This window comes from Pseudomonas bubulae, from assembly GCF_900618535.1.
Classification (GTDB): Bacteria; Pseudomonadota; Gammaproteobacteria; order Pseudomonadales; family Pseudomonadaceae; genus Aquipseudomonas; species Aquipseudomonas bubulae.
Genome location: NZ_UYJA01000002.1, coordinates 523376 through 545122, shown reverse-complemented (window position 1 = coordinate 545122; position 21747 = coordinate 523376). Strand labels below are relative to the sequence as shown.

Annotated in this window: 16 protein-coding genes; 8 read left to right on the top strand and 8 right to left on the bottom strand. The window is 60.1% G+C overall.

The window, feature by feature from the left end; translation table 11 throughout:
* The first annotated feature begins 61 nt into the window (after positions 1 to 61).
* A complete protein-coding gene (locus PPTH39_RS09195; RefSeq protein WP_095031953.1) occupies positions 62 to 2482 on the top strand; it encodes a glucose/quinate/shikimate family membrane-bound PQQ-dependent dehydrogenase in 2421 nt (806 codons plus the stop codon).
* A gap of 65 nt (positions 2483 to 2547) precedes the next feature.
* Here PPTH39_RS09195 and PPTH39_RS09190 read toward each other — a convergent pair whose 3' ends face one another.
* Positions 2548 to 4890 carry a putative bifunctional diguanylate cyclase/phosphodiesterase gene (locus PPTH39_RS09190; protein WP_095031954.1) on the bottom strand — a complete coding sequence of 781 codons (2343 nt, stop codon included), beginning with the start codon at positions 4888 to 4890 and terminating at the stop codon, positions 2548 to 2550.
* Positions 4891 to 5350: 460 nt separating this feature from the next.
* Between PPTH39_RS09190 and lon the strand changes: the two genes are divergently transcribed.
* From lon to cmoB, 6 genes are all read left to right on the top strand, one after another.
* On the top strand, positions 5351 to 7780 hold the full coding sequence (gene lon, locus PPTH39_RS09185) for an endopeptidase La (RefSeq protein WP_095018352.1): 2430 nt from the start codon (positions 5351 to 5353) through the stop codon (positions 7778 to 7780).
* A 210-nt stretch (positions 7781 to 7990) separates the two neighbouring features.
* Entirely contained in the window at positions 7991 to 8485 is a 495-nt protein-coding gene (locus tag PPTH39_RS09180; RefSeq protein ID WP_095001438.1) for a hypothetical protein, read from the top strand.
* A gap of 75 nt (positions 8486 to 8560) precedes the next feature.
* Positions 8561 to 8953: a protease inhibitor I42 family protein gene (locus PPTH39_RS09175; RefSeq protein ID WP_130871893.1), complete on the top strand. Its 393-nt coding sequence runs from the start codon at positions 8561 to 8563 to the stop codon at positions 8951 to 8953.
* A 1-nt stretch (position 8954) separates the two neighbouring features.
* Entirely contained in the window at positions 8955 to 9590 is a 636-nt protein-coding gene (locus PPTH39_RS09170) for a lysoplasmalogenase (protein ID WP_130871892.1), read from the top strand.
* 84 nt (positions 9591 to 9674) lie between these two features.
* Positions 9675 to 10418: a carboxy-S-adenosyl-L-methionine synthase CmoA gene (cmoA, locus tag PPTH39_RS09165; protein WP_095001440.1), complete on the top strand. Its 744-nt coding sequence runs from the start codon at positions 9675 to 9677 to the stop codon at positions 10416 to 10418.
* Entirely contained in the window at positions 10415 to 11371 is a 957-nt protein-coding gene (gene cmoB / locus PPTH39_RS09160; RefSeq protein ID WP_095020384.1) for a tRNA 5-methoxyuridine(34)/uridine 5-oxyacetic acid(34) synthase CmoB, read from the top strand. Before cmoA ends, cmoB begins: the two co-directional genes overlap by 4 nt.
* A gap of 30 nt (positions 11372 to 11401) precedes the next feature.
* Here the strand turns inward: cmoB and tadA are convergent, their stop codons facing one another.
* The 7 genes from tadA to treP form a co-directional block, all read right to left on the bottom strand.
* Positions 11402 to 11890, bottom strand: coding sequence for a tRNA adenosine(34) deaminase TadA (gene tadA / locus PPTH39_RS09155; RefSeq protein WP_130871891.1), 489 nt, complete (start codon positions 11888 to 11890; stop codon positions 11402 to 11404).
* Entirely contained in the window at positions 11890 to 13266 is a 1377-nt protein-coding gene (locus tag PPTH39_RS09150) for a multicopper oxidase family protein (protein WP_095001443.1), read from the bottom strand. The genes tadA and PPTH39_RS09150 overlap by 1 nt, the downstream gene beginning before the upstream one ends.
* Before the next feature lie 233 nt (positions 13267 to 13499).
* Positions 13500 to 13775, bottom strand: a complete 276-nt coding sequence (locus tag PPTH39_RS09145; RefSeq protein ID WP_130871890.1) for a PTS transporter subunit EIIB — start codon at positions 13773 to 13775, stop codon at positions 13500 to 13502.
* A gap of 2 nt (positions 13776 to 13777) precedes the next feature.
* The gene (gene ptsP, locus PPTH39_RS09140; RefSeq protein WP_130871889.1) at positions 13778 to 16303 is read right to left on the bottom strand and encodes a phosphoenolpyruvate--protein phosphotransferase; all 2526 of its coding nucleotides are present in this window, start codon (positions 16301 to 16303) and stop codon (positions 13778 to 13780) included.
* 59 nt (positions 16304 to 16362) lie between these two features.
* Entirely contained in the window at positions 16363 to 17586 is a 1224-nt protein-coding gene (locus tag PPTH39_RS09135; RefSeq protein ID WP_095001629.1) for a maltoporin, read from the bottom strand.
* Between the two features lie 38 nt (positions 17587 to 17624).
* Positions 17625 to 19268, bottom strand: coding sequence for an alpha,alpha-phosphotrehalase (gene treC, locus PPTH39_RS09130; protein WP_130871888.1), 1644 nt, complete (start codon positions 19266 to 19268; stop codon positions 17625 to 17627).
* Positions 19269 to 19398: 130 nt separating this feature from the next.
* Positions 19399 to 20841 carry a PTS system trehalose-specific EIIBC component gene (gene treP, locus PPTH39_RS09125; protein WP_095001447.1) on the bottom strand — a complete coding sequence of 481 codons (1443 nt, stop codon included), beginning with the start codon at positions 20839 to 20841 and terminating at the stop codon, positions 19399 to 19401.
* 195 nt (positions 20842 to 21036) lie between these two features.
* On the opposite strand from treP, the gene treR reads away from it, so the two are divergent.
* Positions 21037 to 21741, top strand: a complete 705-nt coding sequence (gene treR / locus PPTH39_RS09120; RefSeq protein ID WP_095001448.1) for a trehalose operon repressor — start codon at positions 21037 to 21039, stop codon at positions 21739 to 21741.
* Positions 21742 to 21747: the final 6 nt, after the last annotated feature.

Here is a 21747-nt window from a genome sequence, read left to right as displayed (position 1 = left end):
GTTCGTCCCTTAAAGACCCCACCCTCGCGGGAACACCTCAAACGCAACGGAGAACCACACTATGAGCACTGAAGGTGCTTTCAGTCGAAGCCGCCTGCTACCGAGCCTTCTCGGTATCTTGCTGCTGCTAATGGGCCTGGCCATGTTGGCCGGGGGTATCAAACTGGTCACGCTGGGCGGGTCGTGGTACTACCTGCTGGCCGGGATCGGTTTTGGCTTGTCGGGCGCACTGCTGATTGCCGGGCGCCGCGCAGCACTGACCCTGTACGCACTGGTACTGTTCGCCAGCACCGTATGGGCACTGATGGAAGTCGGTCTGGACTGGTGGCAACTGGTGCCACGCCTGGCCATGTGGTTCGCCATCGGTATCGTCCTGCTGCTGCCATGGTTCCGTCGCCCTGTCCTGCGCGGTCAGTCGGCACCGGTTGCCACCGGCGCACTGAGCGTTGCCGTAGTGCTGGCCGGTCTGGCTGCACTGGCCAGCCAGTTCACCAGCCCGGGTGAAATCAAAGGCCAACTGGACCGTGATGCCGTACCTGGCATGACCAACGCTGCACCGGCCATGCCCGATGGTGACTGGCAGTCCTACGGTCGTACCGCCTTTGGTGACCGTTACTCGCCGCTGAAAGAAATCACCCCGCAAAATGCCCACAAGCTGGTACCAGCCTGGACATTCCGCACCGGTGACATCCCTGGTGAAGGCGATCCCGGCGAAACAACCGCCGAGAACACCCCGCTGAAAGTCAACGGCATGCTGTATGTGTGTACCCCGCACAGCCAGGTCATAGCCCTTGACCCGGATACCGGTAAGGAAATCTGGCGTTACGATCCGAAGATCAGCACTCAGAACGCTGAAAACTTCAAAGGCTGGGCACACATGACCTGCCGCGGCGTGACTTATCACGACGAAAACGCCTACGCCAAAGTCAGCACTGAACAAAGCGCTGCCGAGCCTGCTGCTGCTGCTACATCCAGCAACTCGTGCCCGCGCCGCCTGTTCCTGCCGACTGCCGACACCCGTCTGATCGCCCTGAACGCCGACACCGGTAAAGTGTGCGAAGACTTCGGCACCAATGGCGCGGTAGACCTGCGTCACAACATCGGTACCTTTGCTCCGGGTGGTTACTACTCCACCTCGCCACCTGCCGTGACCAAAGATCTGGTCGTGATTGGCGGCCACGTGACCGACAACATTTCCAACGACGAGCCATCGGGCGTGATCCGTGCGTACGACGTACGTACCGGCAAGCTGGTATGGAACTGGGACAGCGGCAACCCGGAGAAAACCACTCCGATTGCTGAAGGCGAAACCTACACCCGTAACTCGCCAAACATGTGGTCGATGTTCGCTGTCGACGAAGACCTCGGCATGCTGTACCTGCCGATGGGCAACCAGACGCCTGACCAATATGGTGGCGACCGTACCGAAGATTCCGAGCGTTATGCCGCTGGCATCACCGCCCTGGACATCAACACCGGTAAAGTCCGCTGGTACCGTCCGCTTACTCACCATGACCTGTGGGACATGGACGTAGGTGGTCAACCAACCCTGATGGACCTGAAAACCGCCGATGGCGTGAAACCGGCCCTGCTGGCTTCCACCAAACAAGGCAGCATCTACGTGATGGACCGTCGCACTGGCGAAGCCATTGTGCCGATCACCGAGGTTCCGGCCCCGGGCGGCGCTGTTGAAGGTGACCACACTGCACCGACACAGCCACGTTCTGACCTGAACATGATTCCTCCGGTCTTGACCGAACGCGACATGTGGGGCGTAACCCCATTCGACCAGATGCTGTGCCGGATCAACTTCAAGTCCCTGCGCTATGACGGCATGTACACCCCGCCATCGCTGCAAGGCTCGATCGTGTATCCAGGCAACTTCGGCGTGTTTGACTGGGGTGGCATTTCGGTTGACCCGGTTCGCCAGATTGCCTTCCTGAACCCGAGCTACATGGCGTTCACCTCCAAGCTGGTTCCGCAGGCCGACGTGGCTGCAATGGGCCCGCGCAAAGGCGAAACCTCCGGCGTTCAACCGAACAAAGGCGCACCTTACGGCGTGATCCTGGAGCCACTGTTGTCGCCACTGGGCCTGCCTTGCCAGGCACCGGCGTGGGGTTATGTTGCTGCAGTCGACCTGACCAACAACGAAGTGATCTGGAAACACAAAAACGGCACCGTGCGTGACAGCTCGCCGGTACCGATCCCGTTGTCCATGGGTGTTCCAAGCCTGGGCGGGACCTTCACCACCGCAGGTGGTGTGGCCTTCCTGAGCGGTACCCTTGACCAGTACCTGCGTGCTTACGACGTAAGCAACGGTAAAGTACTGTGGGAAGGTCGCCTGCCTGCTGGCGGCCAGACCACCCCGATGACCTACACCGGCAAGGACGGCACTCAATATGTGCTGGTCATGGCGGGCGGTCACGGCGGCCTGGGCACCAAAAAAGGTGACTATGTAATGGCGTTCAAACTGGCTGAGTAAGATTTACAGCTGGTATTGAAAAAGGCGGCTATCGAGAGATAGCCGCCTTTTTTGTGAGCCCGGTTTTAAACCGTTGCCCGCAATTTCCACACCCAGGCCTCGAACGCCACTGCATCCATTGGCCGACTGATCAGATAGCCCTGGGCCGTATCACAGTGCCAGCGCTCGAGCAGTTCAAGGGTATGCTGATACTCCACGCCTTCAGCCACCACCTTGAGCCCCAGGTTGTGGCTCATTTCGATGGTCGAACGCACGATCACCGCGTCCTCGCTGGTTTCGTCCAGGTTGCGGATAAACGATTGATCGATTTTCAGCTCTTGCACCGGCAAGCGTTTGAGATGCGCCAGCGACGAGTAACCGGTGCCAAAGTCATCCACCGACAAGCTGATCCCGCCGTCACGCAACTTTTCCAGCACGTTGAGCGAGTGTTCGGGGTCGCGCATGGCCGTGCTTTCGGTGATTTCGAATATCAGTTGCTCAGCCGACAACTGATAACGCTTGAGCAGGCGCTCGACAGTCATCAACAGATTTTCACCGTGCAAATCCTCCGCCGAGATATTCAGCGACAGCTGCATATGCAGGCCCTTGCGGTTCCACGCGGACAACTGACGGATACCTTCCTCGATGACCCAGCCCGTCAGCAGGAACATGCTGCCCGTGCGCTCAGCCAGTGGAATAAATTCCGCCGGCGAGACCATGCCCAGTTCCGGGTGTTGCCAGCGCAACAGCGCTTCAGCCTGGCGCACATGGCCACTGCGGATATCCATTTTGGGCTGATAATACAGCTGCAACTGGCCATCGCTGGCGGCACTGCGCAAGTCCCGGATCAGCTGGATTTGCCGTTGGTGGGCGAGGTCACGGTCCTGCTGATACACCTGCAAATAACCCGGCAAGGCGGCGGCATCCCGGCATGCAATCGCAGCACGGCTGATCAGTTCTTCAGCGCTCTGCCCATTGAGCGGGTAGATCGCAATGCCCATGCAGACTTCCAGCAACACCTCGTGCCCATCAATGCTCAGCGGACGCTTGAGCAATGCGTACAACCTGTCAGCCAGCGCAACACCCACATCGACCTGGGTGCTTTCAAGCAGTAACAAGAACTCGTTGCCGGTGATGCGTGCCGCCGTATCGCGCTCACGCAGAGCGTCGAGCATCACGCGGGCGGACTCACGCATGATCCGCTCCCCACCCTCGGGGCCGAAGCTCTCATTGATCACACGATAATTTTCGATCCCCAGGTAAATCAGCACCACGCCGCGCCTTGCGCTGATGGCACTGCCCAGGCGTTCCATGGCCAGGGCGCGGTTGGGCAAACCGGTAAGCGGGTCGTGCAGGGCGTTATGTGCCAACTGCTGCTCGCGCACGGCAATCCCGCTTTGCATGGCATTGATCGCCTTGGCCAGAAACCCCAGTTCGTCCCTGCGTGTAAGCTCCACCGGCGTTTCGTAGTTGCCCCGGCCAATGCGCTGCGCAGCCTCCGCCAACAGGCTGACCGGCCGCGAAACCGCCCGCGCCAGCCACAAGGCGCCGAGCAATGAAGCCAGCAAAGCCCCCAGGGATATCCACAGAAACTTGCGATCCAGCGAGTCGAATGCCTGCATCGTCTGATCCAGCGGGCTTTGCAGCACCGCCATGACTTGGCCGTTGCCCGGGTCACCGGAGTTGGCGAGTTGCAGCATCTGGCCAAGAAAGCGCCGGCCGTGGAATTCGCTGAAATGGATTGTCGAGCCCGGCGTATGCTCCTGCACGAATTCAATAATGCTGGCGCTCATGAAGTCCGGCTGCGTGCTGCTCAGTATTCCGCTTTCGCCTGGCTTGACCGTCATAAACGACACTTCAAGGTTGCTCAGGGAGCTCAATTCATGGGCAAACACGTCGTCCATCGGCATCCCCGAGACCACGCGCACCACAGGCAAAGGGCCCAGCACCACCCCTTGCACCAGCATGTACGGGCGCCCTGCCAGGATGCCGATGACCATGGTCTGGGTGTTGCGACGGGCCAGCCGCAGAGCCTTGGCATAAGGAAATGCCTGCCCCGCTGGCAGGCCCTTGAGGGTGCTGGTGATGATATTGCCGTCCAGATCCAGCACAAACAGCTCACTGCCATGCAGGCTCGCCTCGAACTCCTGCAGGGCGTGCTCTATCAGCGAGGGGCTGCCTTTGATCGTCGCCTCACGGAAATCCGAGTCATTGGTCAGCCAGTTGAGGCCGTACTGGATACGCCGCCAGCGCAGATCCATAAAGCGCTCGAACACCCGGGTTCCGGTCTTGAGCTGCTCTTGCGCCTGATCGCTGGCCACGGTAATGGTCACGGCTTTAACGGCGAAGTACACCGCACCGATCACCAACAGCAGGAGCAAGGCAAGAAACAGGCTGATACGCGCCTGAAAACTGTTGCGCAACTTCATGCTGCGCCCTCAATCCATTGAGTGAATGCCAATGGCCACATAAGCGCTCCCGCGACTTCCTTGAAAAAGCCATACCGGTGGCCTTCCAATCCATCTTTGTTGTTATGGATCCAACTGCTGCAGACAGAAGATCACCCATTAATTTCGGGCCGTCTACTGTCAAGTTGTTGGCGACAAAGGCCTAGCGCACGGGGGTTTGACGGATTATTTCTTCAATCGACGTGCAAGCAGTTGTTCTGCCGCCGAGGAAGGCGTGAGGCTGGGTTTGATTGCGAAGCGACCATGAAATACGGGCACGAGAATGACCTGATCGTCGGTCAAGCTCCCACAGTTGAATATTCCCTGTACCCGCCTATCCGTCTACGGGGTTTCTTCTCCTTACACATGAAAATCTGTTCACCATTGAAACCACTGGCACCGCGCCCCATCTAACATCCATACCCAATTGCGCAGGTGCCCCATGAGCGACCAGCAAGAGTTTCCGGACAACACCACTGAGTACACCGATGTAGAACACACTGAATCCGAACACCATCCACATTCTGGAGGGACTGAATTGGCATTGCCGGAGCAGAATCTGCCGGACAAGGTTTACATCATTCCGATTCACAATCGGCCGTTCTTCCCGGCACAAGTGCTGCCGGTCATCGTCAATGAAGAACCCTGGGCCGAGACCCTGGAACTGGTCAGCAAATCCCCCCATCACTCCCTGGCGCTGTTTTTTGTCGACACGCCCCCTGATGACCCTCGCCACTTCGACACCAAAAGCCTGCCGGAATACGGCACCCTGGTGAAGGTGCATCACGCCAGCCGCGAAAACGGCAAGTTGCAGTTTGTGGCCCAGGGCCTGAGCCGCGTGCGTATCAGCATGTGGCTCAAGCATCACCGTCCGCCGTATCTGGTTGAGGTCGAGTACCCGCAGCAGCCCAAGGAGCCCACCGACGAGGTGAAGGCCTACGGCATGGCGCTGATCAATGCGATCAAGGAGCTGCTGCCGCTCAACCCGCTGTACAGCGAAGAACTGAAAAACTACCTCAATCGTTTTAGCCCGAATGATCCGTCGCCGCTGACCGATTTCGCAGCGGCCCTGACGTCTGCCACCGGCAACGAGCTGCAACAGGTGCTCGATTGCGTGCCGATGCTCAAACGCATGGAAAAAGTGCTGCCCATGCTGCGCAAGGAGGTCGAGGTAGCGCGGCTGCAAAAAGAGATTTCAGCCGAAGTTAACCTTAAGATCGGCGAACATCAGCGCGAATTCTTCCTCAAGGAACAGCTCAAGGTCATCCAGCAGGAGCTCGGGCTGACCAAGGATGATCGCAGCGCCGATATCGAACAGTTCAAGCAGCGCCTTGAAGGCAAGACCCTGCCGGCCCAGGCGCAAAAGCGCATTGATGACGAGATCAACAAACTGTCGATCCTGGAAACCGGGTCGCCGGAATACGCCGTGACCCGTAACTACCTGGACTGGGCGTCGTCGGTGCCCTGGGGCGTGCTGGGTGAAGACAAGCTCGACCTCAAACACGCCCGCAAGGTGCTCGACGCCCATCATGCCGGCCTTGATGACATCAAGGATCGCATCCTCGAATTCCTCGCCGTCGGGGCCTACAAAGGCTCGGTCAGCGGTTCGATCGTACTGCTGGTCGGCCCGCCGGGCGTGGGCAAAACCAGTATCGGCAAGTCGATCGCCGAGTCCCTGGGCCGCCCGTTCTACCGTTTCAGCGTCGGCGGCATGCGCGACGAGGCCGAGATCAAGGGCCATCGCCGCACCTACATCGGCGCCCAGCCGGGCAAACTGGTGCAGGCACTGAAAGATGTTGAAGTAATGAACCCGGTGATCATGCTCGACGAAATCGACAAGATGGGCCAGAGCTTCCAGGGCGACCCCGCTTCGGCCTTGCTGGAAACCCTCGACCCGGAACAGAACGTCGACTTCCTCGACCATTACCTCGACCTGCGCCTTGATCTGTCCAAAGTGCTGTTTGTATGTACCGCCAACACCCTGGACTCGATCCCCGGCCCGTTGCTCGATCGTATGGAAGTGATTCGCCTCTCGGGTTACATCACGGAAGAAAAAGTCGCGATCGCCAAGCGTCATCTGTGGCCAAAACAGCTCGAAAAAGCAGGCGTGGCCAAAGACAAACTGAGCATCAGCGACAGCGCCCTGCGCGCGGTGATTGACGGTTATGCCCGCGAAGCCGGGGTGCGCCAGCTGGAAAAACAACTGGGCAAACTGGTACGCAAGGCCGTGGTCAAGCTGCTGGCAGACCCCAAAGCCGTGATCAAGATCGGCCCCAAAGACCTTGAAGCTTCACTGGGCATGCCGGTGTTCCGTAACGAACAGGTCATCAGCGGTACCGGGGTGATTACCGGCCTGGCCTGGACCAGCATGGGCGGAGCGACGCTGCCGATCGAGGCAACACGTATTCACACCCTCAATCGCGGCTTCAAGCTGACCGGGCAACTGGGTGAAGTGATGAAAGAGTCGGCTGAAATCGCCTACAGCTACATCAGCTCAAACCTGAAGCAATTTGGCGGCGATCCGAAGTTCTTCGATGAAGCTTTTGTCCACCTGCATGTGCCTGAAGGGGCCACGCCCAAAGATGGCCCCAGCGCAGGCGTGACCATGGCCAGTGCCCTGCTGTCGCTGGCTCGCAATCAGCCGCCGAAAAAAGGCATCGCCATGACCGGCGAATTGACCCTGACCGGGCATGTGTTGCCGATTGGCGGCGTGCGCGAAAAAGTAATTGCGGCGCGCAGGCAAAAAATCAACGAACTGATTCTGCCCGAACCGAACCGCGGGCATTTCGAAGAGCTGCCCGATTATCTGAAGGAAGGCATCACCGTACACTTTGCCAAGCGCTTTACCGATGTGGCCAAGGTGCTGTTTTAAAACCGTTTGTAGGCCCTGACTTGCCTGCGATTGCCTCACTGCGGCCAATCAGGCAAGTCGGGCTTAAAGCAACACAGTTCGCATATTGGATCCAAAATTCCTCGCAAGTCGCGTACTAGACACGTCTACTGTCATTTATGACAGTAGACGGTTGTTCATTTCCCATCCTTAATAGAGCCAATTCCCACAAAAATAATGCAGGAAAAGAATATGGCACTTCATCATCCTGTATATGAGAACCCGGATGTCCTGAGGCTCAAGGAGTCAGGACAAAAAATCTTCAACCCCAGAACCCGGGGAGAACTCAAGGCCGAACTGCTGGATCGTCCCGCGTTTACCGCGCAGGAAATGACCTTTGCCAGCAGCCAGAAAAAAATCGTCATTACCGGTGAGTTCGATGACTTTGGCTCAACCGCTTATCGCGCGGTTGCGTTCACCCTGGATATCAATATCCAGTCGGGTATCTACCGGTTCCAAAAAGACGAACACGGCCCCATCCTGTCCATGTCCTACATCGAGTGCGTTGAAATCGATGGCCGCCAGGTGTATCACTTGAATCAGGCCGATGTCGGCACCCTGCACCTGAGCGTGGTCGAGAGTTGCTACAGCGCCCGGCTGTTCACCATGGAAGGCCTGGACCACAACAGCAACAGCATGGAGATGTGCGGCGAATTCAGCATCAGCCCGCCCCACGCCTCTTTCTGATCGGCAGGCGACGAATGGCGCAGCTCCCTTCATGGGTTATGCTGCGCCCTTGTGTTTGCCTGACCGGAGCCTTCAATGCCCCCTGTACGCCTTATCCCCCTGCTTGGCCTCAGCCTGCTGACGGCCTGTGCCCAACAGCCTGCACACAACGTTACGCTCGAAGATCAAAGCGACTGCCCCCAGCAACTGTATGTGGGCCAGCAACTGATCCTGTCGTTGCCGAGCAACCCCACCACCGGCTACCGCTGGGCCATCCAGGACTCCGCAGGCGGTGTGCTGCGCAGCCTGGGCCCGGAGGTCTACACCAGTAGCGATAATGGCCAGTTGCTGGGCAGCGGTGGTCAATCGACATGGCGCTTTCAGGTATTTGCCCCTGGCAGCGGGCGCCTGCGCCTGACCTCTCAGCAACCGTGGGAACCCGAAGCCGAACCCGCGCAGGTGTTCGACTGCCCGATTACGGTGAACTGATATGGCGTGGCTGATCCTTGCGATCATGGGAGCTGTCACCTACCTCTATGGCGTCAGCACGCACGCCATGGTGCTGTGCCTGCTGACCAAGCCCGTACCGGTACTGGCATTGCTCGGCTGGCTGCACAGCGGGCCTGTCAGCCCCTATCGACACAGGATCAGCATAGGCCTGGGGTTTTCCCTGCTGGGCGACATTCTGCTGGCCTGGCCACAGGACCTGTTTGTATTTGGCCTTGGGGCGTTTTTGTTTGCCCACCTGGCCTATCTCAAGGCCTACCTGGTGGACTGCCGCCGCGCAGCTGTGCCGGCCTTGATCCTGGCACTGCTTGCCGGTGGCAGCTTGTTGAGTGTCATGGCCAGCCAGGGTCTGGGCGATTTGCTGGTGCCCGTGGGCGTCTACGCCCTGGCCATCAGCGCCATGCTCTGGCGCGCCCTCGCCCGCCTCGGCAGCGGCGTACCGAAACACTCGGCCTGGCTGGCAGCCGCCGGGGCGCTGGCGTTTGTGGTCTCGGACAGCCTGATCGGCATCGATCGCTTTGTGCAACCGTTCAGCGCCGCGCCCTATCTGATCATCCTCAGTTACTGGCTGGGCCAGTGGGGCATTGCCGCCTCGGTGTTTTCCCAGGGCAAACGCTGAACGCTTTATCAGACAGACCGCGCATCCCGGCGCTAACTTGGCTAAAATGCCGCCCCTTTTGAAAATTCCACCGCCGGAACCGCCGTGAGCAAAGAACCCGACCGTATTTTCGCCCAGCCCCTGACCCAGGTGCCGGACTTCGCCTTCAACGAAGACGTTGTGCGGGTGTTCCCGGACATGATCAAACGCTCGGTGCCCGGCTACCCGACCATTGTCGAGAACCTTGGCGTGCTCGCCGCCCAGTTCGCCCGGCCCGACAGCGTACTGTACGACCTGGGTTGCTCACTGGGCGCCGTCACCCAGGCCCTGCGCCGCCATGTGCGCACTGAAGGCTGCAAGGTGATTGCGGTGGACAATTCGGCGGCAATGGTCGAGCGCTGCCGCGAGTACCTCAATGGGCAGAACTCGATGTTTCAGGAGCTGCTGCCGGTCGAGGTCATCGAAGGCGATATCCTGGCCCTGGCGTTCGAGCCGGCTTCGGTGGTGGCGCTGAACTTCACCCTGCAATTCATCGCCCCCCAGGAGCGCCTGGCGCTGCTGGGCCGTATCCGCCAGTCGCTGCTGCCTGGCGGTGCCCTGATCCTTTCTGAAAAGCTGCGTTTCAGCGACCCCGAAGAGCACGGGCTGCTGACTGATCTGCATGTGGCGTTCAAGCGCGCCAACGGCTACAGCGATCTGGAGATCGCACAAAAGCGCAGCGCCATCGAAAACGTCATGAAGCCCGACAGCCTCGAAGAACACCGCGAACGCCTGCTGGCGGCCGGGTTCTCGAAAGTCGTGCCGTGGTTCCAGTGTCTTAACTTTGCCTCGTTGATTGCCTTGCCATGATTGATCTGTCCCCACTTGCCCGGCGTCTGGCCGGCACTCCATTGGCTGAATGGGCCAACACCCTGCAAGCCCAGCTCGACGTCAAGATGGAGAAAGGCCACGGCGACCTGGAGCGCTGGCAAAGCGCGCTGGATGCCTTGCCCGACGTCAAGCCGAGCGAAATCGACCTGTTGAACGGCCTGACCCTGGACACCGACTGCGACGACGCCACCCGTGCACAGATGAGCGAAGCCCTGATGGGCCTGTCACCGTGGCGCAAAGGCCCGTTCGACCTGTTTGGCGTTCACGTCGATACCGAGTGGCACTCGGACTGGAAATGGTCGCGGGTCGCGCCGCATGTCGACCTCAAGGGCAAGCGCATCCTCGATGTGGGCTGCGGCAACGGCTACTACATGTGGCGCATGCTCGGCGCAGGCGCCCACAGCGTAATCGGCGTCGACCCCAACTGGCTGTTCTTCTGCCAGTTCCAGGCCGTGCAACGCTTTTTGCAGCAGGAAGCGGCGTGGCACCTGCCGTTTCCTTTCGAAGACCTGCCGCCGAACCTGGAAGGTTTCGACACTGTATTTTCCATGGGTGTGTTCTACCACCGCCGTTCGCCCATCGAACACCTGCTGGCCCTGAAAGACTGCCTGGTCAAAGGCGGCGAACTGGTGCTGGAAACCCTGGTGATAGAAGGTGACGTGAATCAGGTGCTAGTGCCGGAAGACCGCTACGCGCAGATGCGCAACGTGTGGTTTCTGCCCTCGATCCCGGCGCTGGAGCGCTGGTTGCGCCGTGCCGGTTTCAGCGATGTGCGCTGCGTCGACGTGAGCGTCACCACCGTTGAAGAACAACGTGCCACCGAGTGGATGAAGTACCAGTCGTTGAGCGACTACCTGGACCCGAACGACCACAGCAAAACCATCGAAGGCCTGCCGGCGCCAATGCGGGCGGTGATTGTGGCCAGGAAGTAACACACGCCCTTCACCCCTGTGGGAGCGGGCTCAGCGAGCCCTTCTGGCCTTGAAGAACTCGCTGAGGATCGCCCCGCACTCTTCAGCCAATACCCCGCCTTCATACAGCACCCGGTGATTCAAAAAGCCCTGGGAGAAAAACTGCCCCTGGCTTTGCACAATCCCGGCCTTGGGCTCCAGCGCGCCATACACCACCCGTGCCACCCGGGCGTGCACGATCAGCCCCGCACACATGCTGCATGGCTCCAGCGTCACGTACAGCGTGCTGCCCGGGAGCCGGTAGTTGCTGACAGCCGTCGCTGCATCACGGATGGCCATCATTTCGGCATGAGCACTGGGGTCGCTGCCGCTGATCGGGCAATTAAAGCCACGGCCGATGACTTCACCGTCCTGCACCAGCACCGCACCCACCGGCACTTCACCCAGCGCTGCGCCTTGAGCGGCCAGCGCCAGCGCTTCGCGCATAAAGTCTTGATCGCGGCTGCGGTCGATAATCAGGGGTTGACGCCCTTGTCGCATCAGGAAACCTCAATAGCGGCCATCAGGCCGGTTTCCATGTGATCAATCACATGGCAGTGGAACATCCACACGCCAGGATTATCCGCCACCAGCGCCACGCGGGCACGTTCGTTTTTGCCCAGCAGATAGGTGTCAGTAAAATACGGAATGATTTTTTTGCGATTGGAGGCCAGCACCTTGAAACTCATGCCATGCAAATGGATGGGGTGCTGGTACTGGGTCATATTCTTCAATTCAAAGATATAGCTCTGACCCAGCTTGAGTTTGGCAATCGGTCGGTCAGCGCAGGTCTTGTCCTTGATATCCCAGGCCACACCGTTGATCTGCCAAAGGCTCGGAGGCTGATCCGGGCCCAGGTTCTCGGACATCGAACCGACCCACTCAAAGTTGAAGTTGATCTTCTCGGCATTGGCCACGTCGGGCTCGGCAATCGGGTTGGCGGGCAACGCCGGTGGCCACTCGCCCGGTGCATCGGTGCTGGCAACCGAACGCAAAGTGCCCAGCCGTACCGGGCCGTCACGCAACGACAGTTCCTCACCGGCGGGCGGGGCCTTGATTGCCAGGCAAATACGCATGCCCGGGCCCAGCCAGTAATCCTTGCCCAACGGCCTTGGCTCGATGGGGTTGCCGTCCAGCGCGTAGATCATCGCTTCCACGCCGGGGATATTCAGGCGATAGGTCAGGGTGTTGTCGAGGTTGAGAATACGCACGCGGGTGATCTGCCCTGCAGGCAGGTCGATGGTCGGCACATGGCTGCCATTGATGGTCGACAGACGCCCCGCCGTACCGCCACGGGCCGCTTCGCGGGTGATGCTGAACGGCAGGAAGCCGCCCTCTTCATCGACGTGCCAGTTCTTGATGCTCAGGGTGCGCTCGTGCTTGAAGCCGGTAGGCTCGCGCTCTTCGACGATCAGCGGGCCGACCAGGCCACGACCCAGCTCTTCGCTGCTGTTGACGTGGGGGTGATACCAGTAGCTGCCGGCATCGGGCACGCGGAACTTGTAGTCGAAGTATTCTCCGGGCAATACCGGTAGCTGCGAGACGTAGGGGACGCCGTCCATTTCCAGGGGCAGGCGGATACCGTGCCAGTGGATGGTGGTTGCGACTGGCAGATGGTTGATAAAGCGCACCCGCAGCCACTCACCCTGACGCACACGCAGCTCGGTACCTGGAGCCGATGGACCGAACGCCCAGGCCTGGGTGATATGGCCGGGCACCAGCTCGACGTCCAGTGGCGCGCTGATCAGTTCGTAATCGTGGCCGGCGTTCTCGGCAGCCACCTTGCCCAGCCAGTAACGCGAAGCGCCTCCTGCGCCAACACCCACCACTACCAGGCCGGCCAGACCACCGAGTATTTGTCGACGGGTAAAGGACATGGATTCAACTACCTCTCGTATCCGGCGCGGGCGTTGGGCCCGCAAAAGGCGAATACGATACACCTGCAATTGCGAAACAGTAAGGGCGGGGTGGCGAAGGGTCACAGCTGACAGGCAAACACAGCCTGTGGGAGCGGGCTTGCTCGCGATTGGATCGCTGCGGTGTTGCAGGTACACCACAGTGCTGTCATCGCGAGCAAGCCCGCACCCACCTAAGGGCCGCAGGACTGGGTTTACAACCCCACCACCAGATGCACCACCCCACCCGGCAGGCTCAGGATCCCGGGCACACCCGCCACACGCAGGGCTTGCGGATCCAGGCGGGTGATATCGGCCAGCTCCACACGGATCCGGGTCAAGGCCACCCGCTGTTCGGTCTTGATATTGCCGGCACCGCCCAGCGCAGCCAGCACCGTTTTATCCAGTGTCGACACCGGTTTAGCGGGCTCATCCACCACCAGATCGGGTGTCAGGGCCTTCCAGAATGCTTTAGGCGCTTTATCGAACATGTTCAGGACTCCAACTCGGTCATGGGTTGCACCAATGGCTGCAATGCAGCCCGCACCTGCCCGGCACTCTCCAGGCCCAGCACACGCTGCGCCAGGGCCTGGCACGCGACGAAATCCAGCTCTCGAACCCGCGCCTTGATACTCGGGATCAACGGCACGCTCACTGACAACTCATCGACACCCAGCCCCAGCAGCAATGGTACCGCCAGCGTCTCGGAGGCCAGTGCGCCGCACACCCCGACCCATTTGCCGTGGGCATGGGCGGCCTTGACAGTGGTGGCGATCAGGCGCAGCACCGCCGGGTGCAAGCTGTCGGCCTGGCTGGCCAGACGCGGATGGTCCCGGTCCATCGCCAGGGTGTACTGGGTCAGGTCATTGGTACCAATGGAGAAAAAATCCACCTCGGGGGCAAACAGATCCGCCATCAACGCTGCTGCCGGCACTTCGATCATGATGCCCAGTTTTGGCAGGGTCTTGATCCCCAGCGCCAGCGCCTGCTCCTCGAGCAACTGGCGGGCCATGCGCAACTCGGACAGCTGCGTGACCATCGGCAACATAATGTGCAGACGGGTCAGGTCGGCACTGGCCAGAATCGCGCTGAACTGCTCACGCAACAGGTGTGGACGCTCAAGGCACAAGCGGATTCCGCGCATGCCCAAAAATGGATTGGCCTCGTGTGCCATCGGTACATAGGCCAGTGGTTTGTCGCCGCCCACATCCAGCGTGCGCACCACCAGATTGTGCCCGGTACCCACGACATCGGCGATGGCGCTGTAAGTGGCAACCTGCTCGGCATGGCTGGGGGGGCTGCTGCGTTCCAGATAAAGGAACTCGGAGCGCAGTAAGCCGACCCCTTCTGCCCCCAGGCTCACCGCTTGCTCTGCCTCGGCCAGGGACGCGATATTGGCGCTGACTTCGATACGTACCCCGTCACGGGTACTGGCTGGCTGTGCCGCCTGCTGCAAATCCTGCTGCTGACGCTGATGTTGAAGGGCACGCTGGAGGGTGAGCTGGCGGATCCGCTGCGGATCCGGCTCCAGGTGCAGCTGCCCCTGATCCGCATCGAGCAACACCTCGGTTCCGTTAGCCAGCGCCAGCACCTGCGGCGACATACCGCAAAGTGCCGGCAAGCCCAGCGCCCGGGCCAGAATCGCCACATGACTGCTGGCACCGCCACCGACCGTGGCAAAGCCTGCAACCTTGCGGGTATCCAGGGTTGCGGTCTGCGACGGGGTCAGTTGCTCGGCAATCAGGATGGCCAGATCCGGCAACTCCAGTGCGCAGTCCTGAACCCCGAGTATCAGTTTGAGTACGCGCTGGCCGACATCGTCCAGATCCAGCGCGCGTTCGGGCAGCAAGCGATTGCCCAGGCCTTTGAACAGGGTCGCGGTTTCGTGTGTGGCACTCTGCCAGGCGAATGCTGCGCTCTTGCCCTGCTCGATCAGCCCGAAAGCCTGCTCCAGCAAACCGGGGTCTTCCAGCAGCTCCTGGTGAGCGTTGAAAATCTCGGCCTGAGCCTTGCCCTGTGTGGTGTCGCACAGCGTTTGCAGCTGCGCGGTGGCTCCTGCCAGGGCCTGTTGCAACTGCTCGCGCTCGTGGCGCTGGTCGGTTGCCAGTTCGCTGATCTGCAACACGCTTTCTGTCAGTTGCACAACATGACCGAAGGCCGAACCCGGTGACGCACAGACCCCGCGCAATTCGTTGCTGGGCACAGGCTCCGGCACTGCTACTGGCTGCGCTTCGGGCGCCACAGCCACGACCGATTCGCCGCAACCCTCAGCCAGCAGTTCACTCAGCACCTTGAGCGCTTGCTCGGCATCTGAGCCGCAGGCACTGAGGTAAACGCTGTCGCCGCAAACCGCCTGCAGGGCCATGATCGCTACCAACGACTTGGCATTGGCGCTCTCGCCCTGTTTGTGCAAATGAAGGGTTGCCGCAAAGCCTTTCGCCGCCTGGGCGAGCACCGCTGCAGGACGGGCGTGCAAGCCGTTGGGGTTGGGCAGACGCTGCGGCTGGGAACGCTGGATATCGCCGGCTTGCACCTCGGCCACTGTCTCGGCCTGCCCCAGTTGCAGACGCAGCAGCGGCTGGCCCGTTTCGACCAGAACGCCACCTGGTGACAGGGCCACAAAAGGTTCGCCGCTGACCACCAGCATCAGCGTCAACAGGCTGCGGGCATGCAGGGCGATGTAGTCTGCATCGAACTCGATCAGCGCCTGCCCCGCTGTCACCTGCTGGCCCTCCTCGACCAGCGCCGTAAAGCCCTTGCCGCCCAGGTTGACGGTATCCAGACCAATATGCAGCAACACCTGCACGCCATTGGCATGGGTGATGCTGATGGCGTGGCCGGTGTGTTGCAAGTTACTGATCACCCCGGCCAGCGGCGCACAAAGCACCTGCGACGTCGGATCGATACACAGGCCGTCGCCTATCAGGCGACTGGCAAACACCGGGTCGGGCACGTTATCCAGCGCCATCAGCACACCGGACAGCGGTGCCAGCAATTCCACTTGTTGGGATGTGACCATAACTTCACCTGCAGTTGATTCGGTTAAATGCCGATGGAGCGCGAGCCCCGACAGCTCGCTTACTTCCACCAGTACTCGACTTGCAAACCTGCGTTGGAACCGTGACGGGCCGAACCGAATGCACCGCTGTCGGAGAGCGCCGAGCCTGCATCAAACTCATTGGCGGCGCGCTGTGCCGCAGCGTTCCAGCTGGCATAGGTGTAATACAAACGCACTTCCGGGCGCGTCCAGAAACCTGGGCCCTTGGGTGACCAGGTGGGCGCGAAAGTGAACTTGCTCAACTTGCGCGTACCGTCCGCGGCCTTGACCTGATCGTGCCCCAGCTCGGTGACCAGCTTGAACTGCTCACTGATCGCGTAAGTCGGGCGCACGCCCAAAGACAGCCACTCCTGATTGCCGCCGTCGGGGCGAAAATCCTTCTGGTACACCGCCTCCACCTGCCCGCCGAAACGCGGCGTCACTTGCCAGTCGAAAAACTCGACGATGCGATAACGCTTGCTGCTGTTATCCAGGCGAAAGTCGCCGGTATAGCCCAGGCCGGTGCCCGAGCCTTCGCCGTACTGCACGGCAAACTTGTTCTTGCCCCCCAGAAACTCGCTCTGCACATGCTGCGCGGTAATGGCCCAGCCACTGTGGGCGTCAGTGCGCTCGGGCTTGTCCAGATAACTGAGGCCCAACTCCAGCTCACCGCCGGGGTTGGTGTTGAAACCGGCCACGTTGAAGTCGTGGCGAGTCACATAGTTTTCCTGGTACAGGTTGTCTTTGCGCGACAGGGCGTAGCTGTATTTCAGGCCACCGATCAGTACATCCTCGATACCGGCACCGGTGGCGCTCTGGTTCCAGTAGTAGAAGTCGGAAATATGGATGTCGTTACGCTTGTAGTAACGGCGCCCGGCCCACAGTGAGCCGCCGTTGAGACCCGGCAGGTTCGACCACTGCGCGTACAGTTGCGGCAGACGCGCCGAACCGTTGTCGCCCTGGAAAGTCAGCTGGCGGTCGTACTGGTTGTACAGCGAGGCCATGCCATCGACGCTCAGTACCGAGCCATCGTCAAAGCTGTACACGTCCTGGCGCAGTTCCAGCTCGGCGTATTGTTCGCACTCGTTGCCCAGCCGGTACTTGGCCTCGGCACCGGGCAGCTTGAAGCAGGATTGCTTGCCGCCATTGAGCGAGTTGCCCACGCCACTGCGCAAATACCCGGCGAACTCCAGGGCGCTGGCCGACAACGGTGCCAGCAGGCACAGGCTGGCGATACAGATGCTGTAGTTGAGTGAAGATTTCATGGAACGACCTTTTTTATTGTTATGGGTAAAACCGGTAATCACTGCAGATGCAGGGCAAATGACTCATACGGACGCAGTGAAATCCGACTGCTGCGCACCGGGCAGTCGTCGTAGTTGCTGATCAGCAGCCGCTGGCTCAACCCCGCGTCAACCACACCTTCAGGCAGTTCGATATCGCAGGGTGTGCCATAGAAGTTGTTGATCACCAGCAGACGCTCGCCATCGCCCTGACGCACATAGACCCATACCTGCTTATGCTCGGGCAACAACAGACGGTATACACCGTGTTGCAGCAAGGGCTCTGCGCGGCGCAAGGCAATCAATTCGCGGTAGTGATGCAGCACCGAAGCCGGGTCATTGCGCTGGTCTTCAACGTTCATAAACGCCGCGTTGGCGGGGATGCCAATCCACGGTTCGACACTGCTGAAACCGGCATTGGCCTGATGATCCCATTGCATTGGCGTGCGGCCGTTGTCCCGTGACTTTTGCTTGATCGCAGCCATGCATTCGTCGTGAGGCACCCCGGCTTCGCGCTTGAGGCGATAGATATTCAGGGTTTCGACATCGCGATACTGCTCGATATGCTCGAACCCGGGGTTGGTCATGCCGATTTCTTCACCCTGATACACATAGGGTGTGCCTTGCAAAAAATGCAGCGCCGTGGCGAGCATTTTGGCCGAGACCACGCGGTGTTCACCGTCATCGCCAAAACGCGAAACCACACGCGGCTGGTCATGGTTACACCAGAACAGCGCGTTCCAGCCGCCACCGGCCTGCATACCAACCTGCCACTCCGAAAGAATGCCCTTGAGCTGCAGGAAATCGAAATCAGCCCGCACCCACTTCTGCATGTTCGGGTAATCGACTTTCAGGTGATGAAAATTGAAGGTCATCGACAGCTCCTGGCTGTCAGGGCGCGAGTAGCGGATGCAGTGCTCAAGGCTGGTGGACGACATCTCGCCGACGCTGACCAGATCGTGGCCGGCAAACACTTCGCGGTGCATCTCCTGCAGGTACTCATGCACGTTGGGGCCATCGGTATAGAAACGGCGGCCGTCGCTGTCGTCCTGGGGGAAATGCGCCGGTTTCGAGATCAGGTTGATCACATCCAGGCGAAAGCCACCCACGCCCTTGTCCCGCCAGAAGCACATCAGCTTGTAGACCTCGGCGCGTACCTTGGGGTTGTCCCAATTGAGGTCGGCCTGAGTGTGGTCAAACAGGTGCAGATAGTACTGGCCGGTTTGCGCCTCGTATTCCCAGGCCGAGCCGCCGAATTTGGACTCCCAGTTGTTTGGCTGGTCGCGCCAGATATAGAAGTCGCGATACGGGTTGTCGAGGCTGCTGCGCGCCTGCTGGAACCACTCGTGTTCGATGGACGTGTGATTGACCACGATATCAAGCATCAGCTTGAGGCCACGGGCACCGGCTTCGCGGATCAGCAGTTCGCAATCGGCCATGCTGCCGTAACTCGGGTCTATGGCGTAGTAATCGCTGATGTCATAGCCGTTGTCGCGCTGGGGCGAGCGCAGGAACGGCGTCAGCCACAGGTAATCGACGCCCAGCCACTGCAGGTAATCGAGCTTGTCGACCACCCCCCGCAAGTCACCGGTCGCGTTGCCCGCGTGGCTGCAAAAGCTTTTTGGGTAGATCTGATAGATCACTGAACGCTGCCAGTCTTGCATGGGGTGTTCCTTGCTTGGACGTTGTAGCCGCTGGTGCAGGCTGCGATAAGGGCCGCTGGACCGTCTATCAAGACGGGCAGCTTCGCAGCCCATCGCAGCCTTCGGCAGCGGCTACAGGAAAGTGGATGTGCTACGCGACGCGATAACCCGGACGAATGATTTTCAGGCTCAGGCCGCAGGTCAGGACAAACGGCACGACAATGGCCATCAACATGCCGATGACAAACATCGGGATGTACTGCGGAATGATCGAAATAAAGCCGGGCAAGCCGCCAACACCGATGGCCGAAGCCAGCACCTTGTTCAGCGACAGGAAAATGCTGCCCAGCGCCGAGCCGATCAGCGCCGCATAGAACGGGAACTTGTAGCGCAGGTTGATCCCGAACATCGCCGGTTCCGTGATGCCAAAGTACGCCGAGACTGCAGAGGTAGAGGCCATGCTGCGCTCACGCACATTGCGGCTCATGTAGAACACCCCGAGCGCGGCGCTGCCCTGGGCCAGGTTGGACATGACGATCATCGGCCAGATAAAGGTGCCGCCGTGGTTGGCAATCAATTGCAGGTCCACGGCGAGAAACATATGGTGCATGCCGGTAATCACCAGCGGTGCATACAGCAGGCCGAAAATCATTCCGCCGAGCACCGGGGCCACGTCGAACAACAGCACTACGCCTTCGGTAATGAGGATGCCGAGGTGACGGGTCACCGGGCCAATGATCGCCAGCGCCAGCACCCCGGTGATGACGATGGTGGTAATGGGTACCACCAGCAATTGAATGGCATTGGGCACTCGCGCCCGTAGCCATTTCTCTATCACGCTCATCACATAGGCGGCCATCAGGATCGGCAGGATCTGCCCCTGGTAGCCCACTTTCTCGATCTGGAACAGGCCCAGGATGTTGAAGTACGGCAGGCTCTGGCCCTCCAGCCCGGCCACGGCCTTGCCGTAGTTCCAGGCATTGAGCAGGTCGGGGTGAACCAGCATCAGGCCCAGCACAATGCCGAGGATTTCACTGCCGCCAAAACGCTTGGCCGCCGACCAGCCCACCAGCGCGGGCAGGAATACAAAAGAGGTATTGGCCATGAGGTTGATCAGGCTCCACACCCCGTCCAGTTGCGGATAAGCGTCGAGCAGGGTTTTGCCGTCGATAAACATGCCCTTGGCGCCGAGCAGGTTGTTAACCCCCATCAGCAAGCCGGCAATGATCAGGGCGGGCAGGATGGGCATAAACACATCGGAGAACACACGCACCAGACGCTGCATGGCGTTGGCCTTGTCGGCGCCCTGCTGCTTCACGTCGGCGATAGTGGCGGCTGCCAGGCCGGTCTGCTCACGCAGGGCGGCATAGACCTTCTCGACTTCACCGGGGCCGATCACCACCTGGTACAGGCCGCCCGTGAAGAAGGAGCCTTTGACCAGATCGATCTGGTTGAGGGTGGTGCTGTCGACCAGGCTTGGGTCCTTGAGGGCCAGGCGCAAGCGTGTGACGCAATGCGCGGCCTGCTCAACGTTGGCGGCACCACCGAGGCTGTGCAGCAGCTCGCGGGCGATCTGGGAATAGTCGTGGCTCATGCGTGGTCTCGCTTGAATTTTTATTATGGAGCGTCGCTGTGGCAGCACGCCGTAGCAAAAAAATACTCGTCTGTACGAGTTAAAGCAACAACTGGTACAGACGAGTTAGTGATTTTTCTGCCGCGTACTTGCGCTGCCTTCCCTCCAACCCTTAAGGTTCCGGGCCCCGAGCCCAACCGGCATAGAGCCCTCGCCATGACCAAATACAATCAGATCTACACGGATCTGCTTGCCAGTATCACCACTGAACGCCTGGCCCGCGGCGCGCGCCTGCCGTCCGAAACCGAGTTGATGGCCAGCTATGGGGCCAGCCGCGGAACCGTGCGCAAGGCGATTGAACAACTGCAGGAGCGTGGATTTGCCCAGAAGATCCACGGCAAGGGCACTTTTGTATTGTCATCCAGCCCGATCGAGTTCCAGCTGGGCGGTATCGTCAGCTTTCAAGAGACCTACCCGCGCCTGGGCGGTAACGTCAGTACCGAGGTGGTGGAGTTCACCCGGTTCCCGCTCGAAGGCGCACTGTGCGAGAAGTTCGATGTTGCAGCGGGCAGCCTGATAACCCGCATCAAACGCGTGCGCCATATTGATGGCAAGCGGGTGATTCTGGACATCAACCATTTTGTCAGCGACCTGATTCCGGGGCTGGATCAGGCCATTGCCGAGCACTCGATCTATGCCTATATCGAGCAGACCCTGAATCTGCAGATCAGCTATGCCCAGCGCACCATCGAAGCGGTGCCGCGCAGCAAGGACGACCAGCAGCACCTGGACCTGGAAGGTCAGAGCCATGTGATCGTGGTGAGCAACCAGACGTTTCTACAGGATGGGCGCCAGTTCGAGTACACCGAGTCGCGGCATACGCTGGACAAGTTCTACTTTTCGGATGTGGCGCGGCGCTGACATCAA

Coding starts and splice junctions, on each gene's coding strand:
- PPTH39_RS09170 (WP_130871892.1), top strand. CDS start 8,955: ATGGCGTGGCTGATCCTTGCGATCATGGGAGCTGTCACCTACCTCTAT.
- treC (WP_130871888.1), bottom strand. CDS start 19,268: ATGCAAGACTGGCAGCGTTCAGTGATCTATCAGATCTACCCAAAAAGC.
- PPTH39_RS09135 (WP_095001629.1), bottom strand. CDS start 17,586: ATGAAATCTTCACTCAACTACAGCATCTGTATCGCCAGCCTGTGCCTG.
- treP (WP_095001447.1), bottom strand. CDS start 20,841: ATGAGCCACGACTATTCCCAGATCGCCCGCGAGCTGCTGCACAGCCTC.
- ptsP (WP_130871889.1), bottom strand. CDS start 16,303: ATGGTCACATCCCAACAAGTGGAATTGCTGGCACCGCTGTCCGGTGTG.
- PPTH39_RS09195 (WP_095031953.1), top strand. CDS start 62: ATGAGCACTGAAGGTGCTTTCAGTCGAAGCCGCCTGCTACCGAGCCTT.
- treR (WP_095001448.1), top strand. CDS start 21,037: ATGACCAAATACAATCAGATCTACACGGATCTGCTTGCCAGTATCACC.
- PPTH39_RS09180 (WP_095001438.1), top strand. CDS start 7,991: ATGGCACTTCATCATCCTGTATATGAGAACCCGGATGTCCTGAGGCTC.
- PPTH39_RS09150 (WP_095001443.1), bottom strand. CDS start 13,266: ATGTCCTTTACCCGTCGACAAATACTCGGTGGTCTGGCCGGCCTGGTA.
- PPTH39_RS09175 (WP_130871893.1), top strand. CDS start 8,561: ATGCCCCCTGTACGCCTTATCCCCCTGCTTGGCCTCAGCCTGCTGACG.
- lon (WP_095018352.1), top strand. CDS start 5,351: ATGAGCGACCAGCAAGAGTTTCCGGACAACACCACTGAGTACACCGAT.
- PPTH39_RS09190 (WP_095031954.1), bottom strand. CDS start 4,890: ATGAAGTTGCGCAACAGTTTTCAGGCGCGTATCAGCCTGTTTCTTGCC.
- cmoB (WP_095020384.1), top strand. CDS start 10,415: ATGATTGATCTGTCCCCACTTGCCCGGCGTCTGGCCGGCACTCCATTG.
- PPTH39_RS09145 (WP_130871890.1), bottom strand. CDS start 13,775: ATGTTCGATAAAGCGCCTAAAGCATTCTGGAAGGCCCTGACACCCGAT.
- tadA (WP_130871891.1), bottom strand. CDS start 11,890: ATGCGACAAGGGCGTCAACCCCTGATTATCGACCGCAGCCGCGATCAA.